Below are 15,177 nucleotides of genomic sequence, written 5' to 3'. Positions count from 1 at the left end.
TCTTTTGTTTGAAAGTTGAAAAATTTAAAAAGTTGGGATGCTTAGCACCCCAACAAAATAACTTTCAACATTAGTCTAACGTAATATCTAAACCTAATCCACGTAACTCATGCACCAACACGTTAAACGATTCTGGTACACCAGGAGTAGGAAGGTTCTCGCCTTTTACAATCGCCTCATAAGTTTTGGCTCTACCGATAACATCATCTGATTTCACAGTTAATATCTCTTGTAGAATATTGGCAGCACCAAATGCCTCCAATGCCCAAACCTCCATCTCACCAAAACGCTGACCACCGAACTGGGCTTTACCACCCAATGGTTGTTGTGTAATCAATGAGTATGGTCCGATAGAACGGGCGTGCATCTTATCATCAACCATGTGTCCTAATTTCAACATATAGATAATACCTACAGTTGTTGGCTGGTCAAATTTCTCACCCGTTAAACCATTATGTAAATAAGTTCTGCCTGAAGCAGGAACACCAGCTTTGGCGATCCATTCTTCTACCTCGTCATGTTTAGCACCGTCAAAAATCGGAGTTGCAAATTTAACACCCAATTCTTTACCGGCCCATGCCAATACAGTTTCATAGATCTGACCCAAGTTCATACGTGAAGGTACACCAAGTGGGTTTAACACAATATCAACAGGAGTTCCATCTTCAAGGAATGGCATATCCTCATCACGAACAATACGAGCAACAATACCCTTATTACCGTGACGTCCAGCCATCTTATCCCCTACTTTTAGCTTACGTTTTTTAGCTACATACACTTTAGCCATCTGTACAATACCTGATGGAAGCTCATCACCAACGCTGATGGCAAACTTATCACGTTTGTAAGCACCTAGTTCTTCGTTTACACGAATACCATAGTTATGTAACAACATTTTAATCTGATCATTTTTATCATCATCAGTAGTCCATTTGTATGGATTAATGTGAGCATATTCAAGATCAGATAAGCTTTTCTGAGTAAATTTAGCACCTTTAGGGAACAACAATTCTTTATAAACGTTGAATACACCTTGAGATGTTTTGCCATTTACAATCTGGAACAACTTGTCAACAAGTTCATTTTTCAAATTTGTAGTAGCAATCTCATAACGCTTGTCTAATTTCTCTATTGCTGATTTTTCCTCAGCTTTAGTAGTTTTTTTAGCTCTTGAGAATAGTTTGGTATCAATTACAACTCCTTTAATTGACGGAGGAGTTTTTAAAGATGCGTCTTTCACATCTCCTGCTTTATCACCAAATATTGCACGTAATAACTTCTCTTCTGGTGAAGGATCAGATTCTCCTTTAGGAGTGATCTTACCAATAAGGATGTCACCTTCTTTCACTTCAGCACCAACGCGGATAATACCGTGCTCATCTAAATCTTTAGTAGCTTCCTCAGAAACGTTAGGGATATCTGGTGTTAATTCCTCTTCCCCACGTTTTGTATCACGTACTTCTAATTCAAACTCTTCAATGTGTAATGAAGTAAAGATATCTTCACGAACAATACGCTCGCTAATTACGATCGCATCCTCAAAGTTATACCCTTGCCAAGGCATGAAAGCAACTTTTAAGTTTCTTCCTAATGCCAACTCACCATTTTCAGTAGCATAACCCTCGCAAAGTACCTGACCTTTAACAACTCTCTGGCCTTTCTGAACGATAGGCTTCAAGTTAATACAAGTATTCTGATTTGTTTTCTTGAATTTGATCAGTTTATATGTTTTGCTATCACCTTCGAAAGAAACTAAACGATCGCTATCGTTTCTAACATATTTAATAGTGATTTCATTCGCATCCACATACTCAACAACACCGTCACCTTCAGCATTGATCAGCGTTCTTGAATCGCGGGCTACGCGACCTTCCAAACCTGTACCAACAATAGGAGCTTCAGGACGTAACAATGGTACGGCCTGACGTTGCATGTTCGATCCCATCAAAGCCCTGTTCGCATCATCATGCTCAAGGAAAGGAATTAACGATGCAGCAATCGATGTGATCTGGTTAGGTGCCACGTCCATCAAGTCTAATTTCTCAGGCTCAATAACCGGGAAGTCACCCTCATAACGTGCTTTTACACGAGGAGTAATAAAATTACCTTTATCATCATAAGCAGCGTTTGCCTGTGCAATCGTTTTACCGTCTTCATCTTCAGCAGATAAATAGATAACCGGTTCATCAACAACAACGATACCGTTCTCAACCTTTTTATAAGGAGTTTCAATGAAACCCAGGTTATTGATCTTCGCATGAACACAAAGAGATGAAATCAAACCAATGTTTGGTCCCTCTGGAGTTTCAATTGTACACAAACGACCGTAGTGCGTATAGTGAACGTCACGAACCTCGAAACCTGCACGCTCACGTGATAAACCACCTGGGCCTAAGGCTGACAGACGACGCTTATGCGTAATCTCTGCCAAAGGATTCGTTTGGTCCATGAACTGCGATAACTGGTTAGTACCAAAGAATGAATTAATAACCGACGATAAAGTACGGGCATTAATCAAATCAGTTGGTGTAAATACTTCATTGTCGCGAATGTTCATACGCTCACGGATGGTACGAGCCATACGTGCTAAACCAACACCAAATTGAGCGTATAATTGCTCACCTACCGTACGAACACGACGATTCGACAAGTGATCAATATCATCCACCTCTTCTTTAGAGTTGATTAGTTTAATCAAATATTTAACAATAGCAATAATATCTGCTTTTGTTAAAACCTTTACATGATCAGGAGTATCCATCTTCAACTTACGGTTGATACGGTATCTACCTACATCACCTAAGTCATAACGCTTATCCGAGAAGAACAAACGCTCAATAATACCTCTTGCAGTTTCCTCATCAGGTGGTTCTGCGTTACGCAAAGCACGATAGATGTTTTCAACAGCCTCTTTTTCAGAGTTAGAAGTATCCTTTTGTAAAGTATTATATATAATGGTATAATCAGCCTGACTAGCACCATCATCTTTAGATAAGATGATCGTTTTAACGCCAGCGTCAATGATCATATCAATATGGTCATCTTCTAAAACAGTATCCCTGTCAAGGATTACCTCATTACGATCGATAGAAACTACCTCACCAGTATCCTCATCCACAAAATCCTCTACCCACTTACGCAATACTCTTGCAGCAAGTTTACGGCCGATGTATTTCTTCAAACCTGATTTGCTAACCTTAACCTCATCGGCAAGATCAAACAATTCAAGAATGTCTTTATCAGAATCATAACCGATGGCACGTAATAACGTGGTAACAGGGAACTTCTTCTTACGGTCGATATATGCATACATCACGTTATTTACGTCAGTAGCAAACTCGATCCATGAACCTTTGAAAGGAATAACACGAGCAGAATATAATTTAGTCCCGTTAGTGTGACGGCTCTGGCCGAAGAACACTCCCGGAGATCTATGCAATTGCGAAACAATTACACGCTCTGCACCGTTAATCACAAAGGTACCTTTAGGAGTCATATAAGGTATGGTTCCTAAATATACATCTTGAATGATGGTTTCAAAATCTTCGTGTTCAGCATCATTACACGAAAGCTTTAATTTAGCTTTCAATGGAACACTATAAGTTAACCCACGGTCAATACACTCAGGTATATCATAACGTGGTGGGTCAATAAAATAATCCAGGAACTCTAGAACAAAGATATTTCTGGAATCTGTGATTGGAAAGTTCTCAGCAAACACTTTAAACAAGCCCTCTGTATGACGGTTATCTGAAGTAGTTTCTATCTGAAAAAATTCTCTGAATGATTGCAACTGCACATCTAGAAAATCTGGGTAATCTATAATATGCTTACTACGTGCAAAATTTACTCTTTGGTCGACTTTATTTGCCAATGGACTAAAGTTAATTTAGTTTAAGAATAAACTATTTGTTTGGTTTGCCGCTCAACAATTCCATCAACCAAACTAAATGAAATGTTTATAAACAGGTATAGACTCCGACTATAAAGTCGGAGTCTACGTTTAATTTATATCGAATTTAAGTTCTTACTTAATTTCAACTACAGCTCCAGCTTCTTCTAATTGTTTTTTCAAAGCTTCTGCTTCGTCTTTAGCTACACCAGCTTTTAATTCTTTTGGCGCGCCATCAACTAAGTCTTTAGCTTCTTTCAAACCTAAACCAGTTAAGTCTTTTACCAATTTAACAACTGCTAATTTCTGACCACCAGCTTCTTTCAATATTACATCAAAAGTAGATTTTTCTTCAGCCGCAGGAGCAGCGTCACCGCCACCAGCTGCAACAGCTACTGCAGCAGCAGCTGGTTCAATACCGTACTCGTCTTTTAAGATTTGAGCTAATTCGTTAACTTCTTTAACTGTTAAGTTTACCAATTGCTCAGCAAACGCTTTTAAATCTGCCATTTTTATAGATTTTTAAAAATTTACGTAATAATAATTATTTAATATGAACTTTTTAAGGTGTTCTTAACCTTCTCTTTCCTGAAGAGTTTTAACAATTCCTGCAATTTTGTTACCGCCAGACTGTAATGCTGAAATAACGTTTTTAGCTGGTGATTGTAATAATCCAATGATATCTCCAATAAGCTCTTCTCTCGATTTAAGACTTACTAAAGTATCTAATTGGTTATCACCAATAAATACTGTTGAATCAATATATGCAGCTTTAAGCTGAGGTTTATCAGATCCTTTTCTCAAGGCTTTGATCAGCTTAGCCGGACCATTACCTACTGTTGAGAATAATAATGCTGACTGGCCTTTTAGCGCTACAAAGATCTCTGATGCATCACCTTCTAATCCTTCGATCGCTTTTTTGATCAAAGTATTTTTAGCTACTTGCATTTCAATCCCGCTCTCGAAACATTTGCGACGAATAGCGTTAATCTTCTCAACAGTTAAGCTTGATGTATCGGTGATATAAAAATTACCGAATTCCTGCATCTTCTCTTGAAGAGCAGAAACAACTTCATGTTTTTCTTCTCTGTTCATAATTAGATTCCCACTACTGATTTAGTTTCAATTGCAATTCCAGGACTCATTGTTGAAGAAACGTGAATGCTCTTAAAATAAGTTCCTTTTGCAGCAGATGGTTTTAGCTTAGAAATTACCTGAAGTACTTCTAATGCATTTTCATATATTTTTTCTGCTGGGAATGATACTTTTCCTACCGAAGCGTGAATGATACCACTTTTGTCAACTTTAAAATCAATCTTACCGCCTTTTACATCAGTTACTGCTTTACCAACTTCGTTAGTAACAGTACCTGACTTAGGATTTGGCATAAGGTTACGTGGACCTAAAACGCGGCCCAGTTTACCTACTTTTGCCATACAAGCAGGAGTAGTGATAATAATGTCAACATCAGTCCATCCACCTTCAATCTTGGCTACATATTCATCTAAACCTACAAAATCTGCACCTGCCGCTTTAGCCTCTTCTTCCTTATCAGGAGTACAAAGAACTAAAACACGTACAGTTTTACCTGTTCCGTGTGGTAAAGTAGCAATACCACGTACCATTTGATTGGCTTTACGCGGATCTACTCCTAAAGATACGTCGATATCAACCGATGCATCAAATTTAGTTGTAGTAATCTCTTTTACCAAAGCAGCCGCATCCTTTAAAGAATACGTTTTACCAGATTCTAGTTTAGCATGTGCCTTTTTTTGATTTTTTGTTAATTTAGCCACTGTTGTAAACTGTTTATTGTTAATTAATTTGACCAAGGTGCATCACCACTAACGGTGATTCCCATACTGCGTGCTGTACCGGCAACCATACTCATTGCCGATTCGATAGTAAATGCGTTTAAATCAGTCATTTTATCTTCAGCAATCGACTTAACCTGATCCCAAGTCACCGAACCAACTTTCTTACGGTTGGGCTCAGCAGAACCACTCGTTAATTTAGTCGCATCCTTAAGTTGGATAGCAACCGGAGGGGTTTTGATGATAAATTCGAAAGACTTGTCAGCATAAACAGTAATTACAACTGGTAATACTTTACCGGGCCTATCTTGGGTACGAGCATTGAATTGCTTGCAAAACTCCATAATGTTCACCCCTTTAGCACCTAATGCAGGTCCTACTGGTGGCGATGGGTTTGCAGCTCCACCTTTGATTTGTAACTTAACAAGGCCACTGACTTCTTTTGCCATTTTCTGTTTTGTTAATTAGTAATACTCAATGTTATAATGTTGGAAGCATGTAACATTTAAGATCTTGATATTGTTTTAAAAAAATAAAACTATTCTTTCTCAACTTGCATATAGTTAAGCTCCAATGGAGTCTTTCTTCCGAAAATCTTAACCATAACTTTTAATTTCTTTTTCTCTTCATTAACCTCTTCGATCACGCCGGTGAATCCATTAAATGGTCCATCCATAACTTTAACGTTCTCGCCAACATAATAAGCTACGTTCATGGTTTCGCCTTGCTGGCTCATTTCATCAACTTTACCTAAAATGCGGTTAACCTCTGCCTGGCGCATAGGTACAGGGTTTCCTCCCTTATCCCCTAAAAAGCCAATCACACTATTAATATTCTTAATAATGTGTTCTAATTCTCCATCTAAAATAGCTTCTATCAAAACATAGCCAGGATAAAAGTTGCGTTCTTTTGCAATCTTTTTACCATCTTTCATCTGATAGTATTTTTCCATTGGAATCAATACTTGCGGTACCAAATGAGAAAAACCTAAACGGCTAATTTCAGAATCGATATACTGTTTTACCTTCTTTTCTTTTCCGCTAACAGCTCTAACTACATACCATTTCAACTGACTGTCCATTTAGCTCCTTTAATTAGAAAGTGATTTATAAAAAGTCTCTAAAACAAAAGTAGATCCCTTATCCATTGCAAATATTACCAATGCAATGATTAATGAAGCTACCAAAACCAACACTGCCGAATTTTGCAATTCGCCCCATGTAGGCCAAGTAACCTTGTGGGTCATTTCATCGTATGATTCTTTAATAAATTGAACTACTTTAGCCATAATTATCTTTTTGCACGGGAACAAGGATTCGAACCCTGATCAAAGGTTTTGGAGACCTCTATTCTACCATTGAACTATTCCCGTGTATATTAATTCTTGTCTTAAGAATTGGCAATCTTTAGAACAAAGTACTCAGGCAATAAAGCCTAAGTACTTTGCTTTATATTCTTTACATCCCGAAGGAGGTATTGATTATTTTAAAATTTCAGTTACCTGACCAGCACCTACTGTTCTACCACCCTCACGGATTGCGAAACGTAGACCTTTTTCCATTGCGATTGCGTTGATCAATTTAACTGTGATCGTAACGTTATCACCTGGCATAACCATTTCAGTTCCTTCAGCTAGTGAAATCTCACCAGTTACGTCTGTGGTACGGAAATAGAATTGTGGACGGTATTTGTTAAAGAATGGAGTGTGACGTCCACCTTCTGCTTTTGATAATACATAGATCTCAGCTTTGAAATCTGTGTGAGGAGTTACTGAACCTGGTTTACAGATAACCATACCACGACGGATATCAGTTTTCTCAATACCACGTAGCAATAAACCTACGTTATCACCTGCTTCACCATAATCAAGGATCTTACGGAACATCTCAACACCTGTTACAGTTGATTTAAGATTTTCTGCACCCATACCCAAGATCTCAACTGGATCACCAGAGTTGATTACACCACGCTCAATACGACCAGTTGCAACAGTACCACGACCAGTGATCGAGAATACGTCCTCAACAGGCATCAAGAATGGAAGATCAGTTAAACGTGGAGGAATTGGAATGTAGCTATCAACAGCATCCATTAATTCCATGATTTTTCCAACCCATTTCGGATCTCCGTTCAAACCACCAAGAGCTGAACCTTGAATAACTGGAATATCATCACCTGGGAATTCGTAGAAAGATAATAATTCACGAACTTCCATTTCTACTAATTCTAACAATTCAGGATCATCAACCATATCCACTTTATTCATGAATACAACCAATGAAGGTACACCAACCTGACGAGCTAATAGAATGTGCTCGCGAGTTTGTGGCATCGGACCATCTGTAGCAGCTACAACGATGATAGCTCCATCCATCTGCGCAGCACCTGTAACCATGTTCTTCACATAATCCGCGTGACCTGGACAGTCAACGTGTGCATAGTGACGGTTAGAAGTTGAATATTCTACGTGTGATGTATTGATAGTGATACCTCTTTCTTTTTCCTCTGGAGCAGAGTCAATAGAATCAAATGAACGTGCCTCAGACAAACCAGCATCAGACAACACTTTAGAGATAGCTGCTGTTAGGGTTGTTTTACCGTGGTCAACGTGACCGATTGTGCCGATATTTAAGTGCGGCTTGCTGCGGTCAAACTTTTCTTTTGCCATGTTTTTATACTTATTAGTAGGTTAACTTTTTATTTATTATTTGTTTTGATACTATTTCAACACGAAAAACCTTGTTCAGCTGCTTTCTATAACAGATTCACAAAGCGTCTCTTTTTTGAGCCAAAGATGGGACTTGAACCCACGACCTCTTCCTTACCAAGGAAGTGCTCTACCGCTGAGCTACTTCGGCTTTTATTTTTAGCCTGCATTTTCCTAACCAGTAACAAAGGTTAAAACACTGCCTGCAGACTGCCCAGCTTTCTTTTCCAATTTGAGCGGAAGACGAGGTTCGAACTCGCGACCTATAGCTTGGAAGGCTATCGCTCTACCAACTGAGCTACTTCCGCTTTTATTATAGTGGGGAGAGAAGGATTCGAACCTTCGAAGTCTTGCGACAACAGAGTTACAGTCTGTCCCATTTGGCCACTCTGGTATCTCCCCGCTTCTAACTACCACATATCGCTACGCAGTACTTAAAAGAGCCTCCTATCGGAATCGAACCAATGACCTACTGATTACAAGTCAGTTGCTCTACCAGCTGAGCTAAGGAGGCTTATATAACCCATTACTATAATTTAGTAATGTTTTCTACAATATTAATCTTTCACAGAACTTCCCTCTTTCTTACCGGGCCAACGCCCTCTCTGAATGGGAATGCAAATCTACAAGAATTTCCATACGAAGCAAAATTATTTTCAAAAAAAAATTGGCGGAACTAAATCCGCCAATTCATTATCAAAAACCGAAAAAATATGTACCTAATAATCAGATACTTCATTCGCGTTTAACAAAATCTTATGTTCGCTCAATTTAGTTCTCGTCTTATCTTTATGTTTAGTGATTTGCTTTTTTAATGATTCTATCGCCAAATCCGTTGCTTCTTCAAATGTTTTACATTGCTCTTTTGCAAACATTGTACCTCCCGGGACAATCAGTTTAACCTCACTTATTTTATTTGCCTCATCATCTACGTTTTCTAGTTTTAGGTATACCTCACCACTAATAATCTGATCAAAGAACTGATCCAGTTTATCAATTTTCCTTTGAATAAAATCTAACAACTTCTGGTCTGCATTGAAATGGATCGATTGAACTGTAATTTTCATGTTTTCCTCCTTTTTTACGCCTTTGGATGGGCCTGTTTATATATTGTTTTTAATCTTTCTACTGAATTGTGAGTATACACCTGCGTAGCAGCCAGACTGGCATGCCCCAATAATTCCTTTATAGCATTCAAATCAGCACCTCTGTTTAACAAACTAGTAGCATAAGTATGTCTTAATACATGCGGACTCTTTTTGTCTTGGGTGGTTATATACGCCAAACAACGCTGAACTATTCTTCTCACAAATTCAGGGTAAGCCTCCGCTCCTGTATTAGTAACGATTAGCCGTGCTGTTTTGTTATCAAAATTTTGTAATGTTTTTAATTCAATATAGACTTTCAGTTGATCACTCAAAATTCTGCCTATTGGAATGATTCGCTCTTTGTTTCTTTTACCTATCACACGGATAGTCGAATCATAAAAATTGACATCAGAGTCGTTAAGCGACAGAAGTTCTGCCAAACGCATACCCGTTCCAAATAAAGTCTCAATAATCAGTCGTTCACGTATAGATGAGAAACTCTTATCAAATACCTCTTCAGAATCGAGCAACTGACCAAGTTTCTCATCATCAACAAAAAAAGGAAGCTTTTTAGACACTTTTGGTGCTTTTATCAACTTCATTGGGCTTGCCGTGATTACATTTTGCTTAACAAGGTATTTGTAAAAGCTACGTAAGGTTGATAATTTCCTACCCACAGAATTTGCAGAGAGATCATTATCCATTAAAGACACCATAAAATCTCTTATATGTATATACTTCACATCTATCAGAGACAGTTCATATGTCGCTGATATGAAATCACCAAACTGAACCAGATCTATTCTGTAAGACTGTATGGTATGTGAGGAATATCTCTTCTCATGCTGCAAATAGGTCAAAAATTGCTCAACCGCCATAGGTACTCTTGTATTACTCGTTTTAGTGAATATACAAAAGATTTATTCAATAAATGTCTTTTTAAAACAAAAAAACGCCATCGAATAATCGATGGCGTTTTAATTTTATATTAAACTATTAAGAACTAGATTGTTCCTTCAAGTTGCATGTTCTGCTTATAAATAGCGTGTTTAACTTGTATACGACGAGCTACAGATTTTTTCTCATAAGCTTGGCGGCTACGTAATTCTCTTAACACCCCAGTTTTTTCAAATTTCTTCTTGAAACGTTTTAACGCCTTATCTAGTGATTCGCCGTCTTTAATATTAATAATGATCATAACGTAAAAATACCTCCTCTCGTTGTTTTTAGGATTGCAAAGATAGAACTTTCATTTGATATGAAAAAGTATTTAATTATATTTATTCACCAATATGTCTAATATGAAGTCTAAAAAACCAATCTACATTACCATCGGCATCCTAATTCTTATTCTAGGCGGTTTCATTTATTATCGCTACTACTTTGTATTTGGTGAAGGTGTTAAAGCCGGTGAACTGAACTATGTAGTAAAAAAAGGTTATATGTTTAAAACCTATGAAGGCAAGCTAATCCAATCGGGCATAAGGTCCAGACAAACAGGAAACATTCAGTCAAATGAATTTGAATTTTCCGTAAGTGATGAAGCCATTGCTCAAAAGATGATGCTAAACAGCGGCAAGATGTTTGAACTACATTATAAAGAGTATGTCAACGCTCTACCCTGGCGAGGTTATAGCCCTTATGTAGTAGACAGTATCATATCTATAAAATAATATGTATGAAAAAATAAATCCGGGTATCATTTAATACGCCGGATTTACCAGTTTTAATAGATATTTGGTTAGAATAGTCTTTTTATAAATAGAAAGCTAAGCTTTAAGCACTTCTCTTGCTATTACTATTTTTTGTATTTCAGATGTACCTTCTCCTATTGTACACAGCTTACTGTCGCGATAAAATTTCTCAACCGGAAAATCTTTAGTATATCCATAGCCACCAAATATCTGTACTGCTTCTGTCGCACACTTAACTGACACCTCCGATGCAAAGTACTTAGCCATTGCAGACTCTTTAGTCATAGGTAAACCGCGGTTCTTCAAATCAGCTGCCTGTCTGATCAATAATTCAGCAGCCTCTATTTCCGTTGCCATATCAGCAAGCTTAAAACTGATGCCCTGGAAACTCGCTATAGGTTGTCCGAACTGGTGACGTTCTTTTGCATAGGCAACAGATGCTTCATAAGCTCCTTTGGCAATCCCCAGTGCTAAAGCTGCGATGGAGATTCTTCCTCCATCCAATACTTTCATAGCTTGTTTGAAACCTTCCCCAACGTTACCTAAAAGATTAGCAGCAGGCACACGGCAGTTATCAAAAATCATTTCCGTTGTTTCCGAAGCTCTCATCCCCAGTTTATTTTCTTTTTTGCCGGCAGAAAAGCCCGGGGTACCCCGTTCAACAACAATTGCAGAAATACCATTGGCATCTCCTTTATCTCCTGTACGCACCATTACAACAGCCACATCACCTGATTTACCATGGGTAATCCAGTTCTTTGCACCATTAATAACATACTCATCGCCATCCAGAACAGCAGTAGTCATCATTCTTAAAGCATCCGATCCGGTATTCGCCTCAGTTAATCCCCAGGCACCTATCCACTCAGCAGTAGCCAGCTTTGGCAACCACTTCTGTTTCTGTTCTTCATTTCCAAATGCAAGAATATGTCCCGTACATAATGAATTATGCGCAGCTAATGATAAACCGACAGAACCGCAAACCTTTGCCACTCCAACTATTACATCCACATACTCCTGATAACCAAAGCCAGAGCCTCCATAAACTTCAGGAACCAATACGCCCATTAAACCCAATTCACCTAGTTGCTTAAAAACTTCAATCGGAAAATATTGCGCTTCGTCCCATTTCATCAGATCGGGCTTTATATTTTTTTCGGCAAAATCTTTTACCATCCCTCTGATCATCTCCTGATTTTCTGAAATACTAAAATTAAAGCCTACGGAATTATCCATCGTTTCTAACATATTTTATGGTTTGAATTTGAGCAATGATAATCAAATAAAACCACAGCAACACAACGTAAAAGCCCGATTATAGGTAGAACGAAATGGTATTTAGTTCATTAACCCTACCCTTTCATTTTAGGTAAATCAAAAAGGTCAAAAAAAATATTTATTTTTTTTTCAAAAAAACGAAAATGCACCACTAAAAAAATTAGTGGTGCATAGGTGCGGTAATAGTATAATCTGTGGAGGGGAAAATTACAGTCGGTGTTCCGCTGATTGTTCCTGTAATGCCATTAAAAGTTAGTCCTGCAGGTAATAAAACCATTTTTCTAATATTATGACTCGCATTATCAGCTATGTAAAGATTTCCATTTCCATCTAATACAATATCTGATGGGGCATTAAACCTTGCATTTAGTGGAACAGATGAATCTAAATATCCCCCTTCACTACCTGCAATTGTGCTCACAGTTCCGACAGATGTAATCTTTCGTATTTTACGCCCCCCTGTCAGGTCACCCACATATATATTACCATCTACCTCCCCTGCAGTTCCACTACCCACAAATGTTGTTACCACTCCTGCAGAAGTAATTTTCCTTATCTTATGATTTGCAAAATCAGCGACATATACATTACCAGAAGCATCAACAGTAACACCTATAGGATTATTGAAACTTGCAGCTGAACCGATAGCATCAATATGTCCCACCGTACCGCTACCTGCCAACGTAGTAACCACTCCTGCAGAAGTGATTTTTCTTATCTTATGATTATTCCGATCTGCAACATATATATTTCCTGAACTATCAGCAGTGATGCCATAAGGATTATTAAATCTTGCTGCTGAACCAATACCATCGGCACTTCCGGAATTACTAATATCACCAGCAAATAAGCTGACCTGTCCATATGCTGCAACTGCAGGTACGACTCCTCCCGTATTGACAGGATTTAAAGGAGAAATTAATGTATTTTGTATAAACACATTTGATACATTATAATTAATCGACGGCGCCTGGGCTAAAATAGTGTTTATCCCTAAAAACAGCGCTAAGGTATTTAGCAGCAACTTTTTTTCCATAATGAATTAGTTAATTAATGTGTTTATACACATCTAATACATTATCAAATATGATAGTAATAAAAAAGTGCAACTCTTCCTGTATTATCCTATACCAATGCGATTTTATCTTTGTAAAATGATACTGAACTTCTTTCAGGGTATGCTAGTTCTATTTAGTAAGATGCCAGAGAATAAATTTTATCACTATATGGCGCTAATCTTAAGCGTCCATTTAAAAATTCGAGAGCAATTATAAATGAATATCCTGCGACTTCAGCCCCTAACTGCATAACCAACTTTGATGCAGCAACAACAGTTCCCCCAGTTGCCAATAAATCATCATGAATCAAAACTTTCTGTCCCGACAACAAAGCATCCTCATGCATTTCTATAGTTGCCGTACCATATTCCAGCTCATAAGTTTGCTGCACCGTAGTATATGGTAACTTTCCAGCTTTCCTTATCGGCACAAAAGGGACATTTAAAAGTTCAGCAAGCTGTGGTCCAAACAAAAAGCCTCTGCTCTCAATTCCTGCAACCACATCAATATCCATTCCCTTTAATTCGGCTGCCATTGCCTTAATAATCTCTAAACATAAAGCTGGGTCTTTTAGTATGGGAGTAATATCTTTAAAAACGATACCTGGTTTTGGAAAATCGTTTACATCTCGTACAGTTAATTTTATTTTCGATTCGATCATGTTCAAAATTCAAGATAAGCTGCCAGACGATCTATCGTTTCCTGGTCTAAAATGGCTACTTTATTTAAGTCTGCAATATTACTATAATTTCCGTGCTGTTTTCTATATTGTATCAATGCATTTACCTGCTTATATCTAATGTAAGGATGGAATTTAAAATCCTCAAAGCTAACTGTATTTACATTTATCTTTTTGATCCGCGAAACATCAATCTGCACCTGATCTTTAATTTTACTATACTTTACTGAGTCCAGGCCATACACTTCCATTAACTGCTCTTTTTTATAAAAGCCCCCGATACGGTCTCTATATTTTACAATACGGTTTGCAAAGGTCATTCCAATCCCTCTTATTTTATCGAGTTCAGTTGTATCAGCTCCATTAATCTCAATAACAACAGGCATCCTGTTTTCATAGATATCTCTTTTAAAAGCTGCATCCGTACTTTCCTTAACAGCTGAGCGGTCCTCTGCAATTCTTACGTATGGCCTTAATCTATCGTAGGTCGCTTCATTAATAGTATACATTTTCTGCAAATCTTCAGCTTTTCTAAATCGTCCGCCTTTCTCTCTATACCTTATAATTGCAGAAGCCTGCTTTTCAGATAAGCCAAGTTGTACCCAGCCCGCTTGTCCGATTGTATTCGGATTAAAAATAAACAGTTCTGATTTATCCTTTCCAGGATAATTAAGCCCCCCTGTTTCTCTATTTTTATTAGAAAACTTTTTCTGCTCAGCCAATAGCAATTCTTGAATCGCCATTACATCAGCCTCTGTAATGGGCTCTTCCTCCTTTATTAAACTATAAACATAAGGAAGAAGCATCGTTAACCCTATAAGGGCTAACAAAGTCATTAATCCATTGTATTCCTTTCGGTTAAAACCGAAATAAGTGTCCAACCATTTACGCATCAGCTAATTTAGGCAAGCTTAGTTAAAGCATCCACAACTAAGCTCAGGTTTATTCCAGGCCATATATTTCCGGT

General features: G+C 37.9%; 16 protein-coding genes and 5 tRNA genes. 1 reads left to right on the top strand and 20 read right to left on the bottom strand.

Features of this window, described 5'->3' with window-relative positions:
- Positions 1–70: 70 nt before the first annotated feature.
- The 16 genes from rpoB to rpsU form a co-directional block, all read right to left on the bottom strand.
- Positions 71–3,874, bottom strand: a complete 3,804-nt coding sequence (gene rpoB / locus ABDJ41_RS04595) for a DNA-directed RNA polymerase subunit beta (RefSeq protein WP_349784572.1) — start codon at positions 3,872–3,874, stop codon at positions 71–73.
- A 153-nt stretch (positions 3,875–4,027) separates the two neighbouring features.
- Complete coding sequence (gene rplL, locus ABDJ41_RS04590; RefSeq protein WP_349784571.1) at positions 4,028–4,402, bottom strand: 50S ribosomal protein L7/L12; 375 nt, start codon at positions 4,400–4,402, stop codon at positions 4,028–4,030.
- Positions 4,403–4,465: 63 nt separating this feature from the next.
- On the bottom strand, positions 4,466–4,987 hold the full coding sequence (gene rplJ, locus ABDJ41_RS04585; RefSeq protein WP_349784570.1) for a 50S ribosomal protein L10: 522 nt from the start codon (positions 4,985–4,987) through the stop codon (positions 4,466–4,468).
- Between the two features lie 2 nt (positions 4,988–4,989).
- On the bottom strand, positions 4,990–5,688 hold the full coding sequence (gene rplA, locus ABDJ41_RS04580) for a 50S ribosomal protein L1 (RefSeq protein WP_349784569.1): 699 nt from the start codon (positions 5,686–5,688) through the stop codon (positions 4,990–4,992).
- A 23-nt stretch (positions 5,689–5,711) separates the two neighbouring features.
- The gene (rplK, locus tag ABDJ41_RS04575; RefSeq protein ID WP_349784568.1) at positions 5,712–6,155 is read right to left on the bottom strand and encodes a 50S ribosomal protein L11; all 444 of its coding nucleotides are present in this window, start codon (positions 6,153–6,155) and stop codon (positions 5,712–5,714) included.
- Between the two features lie 89 nt (positions 6,156–6,244).
- Positions 6,245–6,787 carry a transcription termination/antitermination protein NusG gene (nusG, locus tag ABDJ41_RS04570; RefSeq protein WP_349784567.1) on the bottom strand — a complete coding sequence of 181 codons (543 nt, stop codon included), beginning with the start codon at positions 6,785–6,787 and terminating at the stop codon, positions 6,245–6,247.
- Between the two features lie 9 nt (positions 6,788–6,796).
- Positions 6,797–6,994: a preprotein translocase subunit SecE gene (secE, locus tag ABDJ41_RS04565; protein WP_349784566.1), complete on the bottom strand. Its 198-nt coding sequence runs from the start codon at positions 6,992–6,994 to the stop codon at positions 6,797–6,799.
- A gap of 13 nt (positions 6,995–7,007) precedes the next feature.
- Positions 7,008–7,078: transfer RNA gene (locus ABDJ41_RS04560), tRNA-Trp, on the bottom strand.
- Positions 7,079–7,186: 108 nt separating this feature from the next.
- Positions 7,187–8,374, bottom strand: a complete 1,188-nt coding sequence (tuf, locus tag ABDJ41_RS04555) for an elongation factor Tu (protein ID WP_349784565.1) — start codon at positions 8,372–8,374, stop codon at positions 7,187–7,189.
- A 118-nt stretch (positions 8,375–8,492) separates the two neighbouring features.
- Positions 8,493–8,564, bottom strand: a tRNA-Thr gene (locus ABDJ41_RS04550).
- An 84-nt stretch (positions 8,565–8,648) separates the two neighbouring features.
- Positions 8,649–8,721: transfer RNA gene (locus ABDJ41_RS04545), tRNA-Gly, on the bottom strand.
- A gap of 11 nt (positions 8,722–8,732) precedes the next feature.
- A tRNA-Tyr gene (locus ABDJ41_RS04540) sits at positions 8,733–8,815 on the bottom strand.
- Between the two features lie 39 nt (positions 8,816–8,854).
- Positions 8,855–8,927, bottom strand: a tRNA-Thr gene (locus ABDJ41_RS04535).
- Positions 8,928–9,132: 205 nt separating this feature from the next.
- Positions 9,133–9,480: a ribosome hibernation-promoting factor, HPF/YfiA family gene (hpf, locus tag ABDJ41_RS04530; protein ID WP_349784564.1), complete on the bottom strand. Its 348-nt coding sequence runs from the start codon at positions 9,478–9,480 to the stop codon at positions 9,133–9,135.
- A 14-nt stretch (positions 9,481–9,494) separates the two neighbouring features.
- Entirely contained in the window at positions 9,495–10,379 is an 885-nt protein-coding gene (locus ABDJ41_RS04525; RefSeq protein WP_349784563.1) for a tyrosine-type recombinase/integrase, read from the bottom strand.
- Between the two features lie 125 nt (positions 10,380–10,504).
- Positions 10,505–10,699 carry a 30S ribosomal protein S21 gene (rpsU, locus tag ABDJ41_RS04520; RefSeq protein ID WP_349784562.1) on the bottom strand — a complete coding sequence of 65 codons (195 nt, stop codon included), beginning with the start codon at positions 10,697–10,699 and terminating at the stop codon, positions 10,505–10,507.
- A gap of 103 nt (positions 10,700–10,802) precedes the next feature.
- On the opposite strand from rpsU, the gene ABDJ41_RS04515 reads away from it, so the two are divergent.
- Positions 10,803–11,174: a hypothetical protein gene (locus tag ABDJ41_RS04515; protein ID WP_349784560.1), complete on the top strand. Its 372-nt coding sequence runs from the start codon at positions 10,803–10,805 to the stop codon at positions 11,172–11,174.
- A 96-nt stretch (positions 11,175–11,270) separates the two neighbouring features.
- Here ABDJ41_RS04515 and ABDJ41_RS04510 read toward each other — a convergent pair whose 3' ends face one another.
- The 4 genes from ABDJ41_RS04510 to ABDJ41_RS04495 form a co-directional block, all read right to left on the bottom strand.
- On the bottom strand, positions 11,271–12,443 hold the full coding sequence (locus ABDJ41_RS04510; protein ID WP_349784559.1) for an acyl-CoA dehydrogenase family protein: 1,173 nt from the start codon (positions 12,441–12,443) through the stop codon (positions 11,271–11,273).
- Positions 12,444–12,633: 190 nt separating this feature from the next.
- Positions 12,634–13,509, bottom strand: coding sequence for a putative Ig domain-containing protein (locus tag ABDJ41_RS04505; RefSeq protein WP_349784558.1), 876 nt, complete (start codon positions 13,507–13,509; stop codon positions 12,634–12,636).
- Positions 13,510–13,664: 155 nt separating this feature from the next.
- Positions 13,665–14,192 carry an adenine phosphoribosyltransferase gene (locus ABDJ41_RS04500; protein WP_349784556.1) on the bottom strand — a complete coding sequence of 176 codons (528 nt, stop codon included), beginning with the start codon at positions 14,190–14,192 and terminating at the stop codon, positions 13,665–13,667.
- A gap of 2 nt (positions 14,193–14,194) precedes the next feature.
- Positions 14,195–15,103 carry a ComEA family DNA-binding protein gene (locus tag ABDJ41_RS04495; RefSeq protein WP_349784555.1) on the bottom strand — a complete coding sequence of 303 codons (909 nt, stop codon included), beginning with the start codon at positions 15,101–15,103 and terminating at the stop codon, positions 14,195–14,197.
- Positions 15,104–15,177 lie beyond the last annotated feature (74 nt).

The sequence above is a fragment of the Pedobacter sp. ASV1-7 genome (genome assembly GCF_040203335.1).
Lineage (GTDB): Bacteria > Bacteroidota > Bacteroidia > Sphingobacteriales > Sphingobacteriaceae > Pedobacter.
This window is presented reverse-complemented; position numbering and strand designations above follow the sequence as displayed.

Excerpts from the sequence above, each read along its gene's own strand:
- rplL (WP_349784571.1), bottom strand. The coding sequence starts at position 4,402 with ATGGCAGATTTAAAAGCGTTTGCTGAGCAATTGGTAAACTTAACAGTT.
- rplJ (WP_349784570.1), bottom strand. The coding sequence starts at position 4,987 with ATGAACAGAGAAGAAAAACATGAAGTTGTTTCTGCTCTTCAAGAGAAG.
- rplK (WP_349784568.1), bottom strand. The coding sequence starts at position 6,155 with ATGGCAAAAGAAGTCAGTGGCCTTGTTAAGTTACAAATCAAAGGTGGA.
- nusG (WP_349784567.1), bottom strand. The coding sequence starts at position 6,787 with ATGGACAGTCAGTTGAAATGGTATGTAGTTAGAGCTGTTAGCGGAAAA.
- secE (WP_349784566.1), bottom strand. The coding sequence starts at position 6,994 with ATGGCTAAAGTAGTTCAATTTATTAAAGAATCATACGATGAAATGACC.
- tuf (WP_349784565.1), bottom strand. The coding sequence starts at position 8,374 with ATGGCAAAAGAAAAGTTTGACCGCAGCAAGCCGCACTTAAATATCGGC.
- hpf (WP_349784564.1), bottom strand. The coding sequence starts at position 9,480 with ATGAAAATTACAGTTCAATCGATCCATTTCAATGCAGACCAGAAGTTG.
- ABDJ41_RS04525 (WP_349784563.1), bottom strand. The coding sequence starts at position 10,379 with ATGGCGGTTGAGCAATTTTTGACCTATTTGCAGCATGAGAAGAGATAT.
- rpsU (WP_349784562.1), bottom strand. The coding sequence starts at position 10,699 with ATGATCATTATTAATATTAAAGACGGCGAATCACTAGATAAGGCGTTA.
- ABDJ41_RS04515 (WP_349784560.1), top strand. The coding sequence starts at position 10,803 with ATGAAGTCTAAAAAACCAATCTACATTACCATCGGCATCCTAATTCTT.
- ABDJ41_RS04510 (WP_349784559.1), bottom strand. The coding sequence starts at position 12,443 with ATGTTAGAAACGATGGATAATTCCGTAGGCTTTAATTTTAGTATTTCA.
- ABDJ41_RS04505 (WP_349784558.1), bottom strand. The coding sequence starts at position 13,509 with ATGGAAAAAAAGTTGCTGCTAAATACCTTAGCGCTGTTTTTAGGGATA.
- ABDJ41_RS04500 (WP_349784556.1), bottom strand. The coding sequence starts at position 14,192 with ATGATCGAATCGAAAATAAAATTAACTGTACGAGATGTAAACGATTTT.
- ABDJ41_RS04495 (WP_349784555.1), bottom strand. The coding sequence starts at position 15,103 with ATGCGTAAATGGTTGGACACTTATTTCGGTTTTAACCGAAAGGAATAC.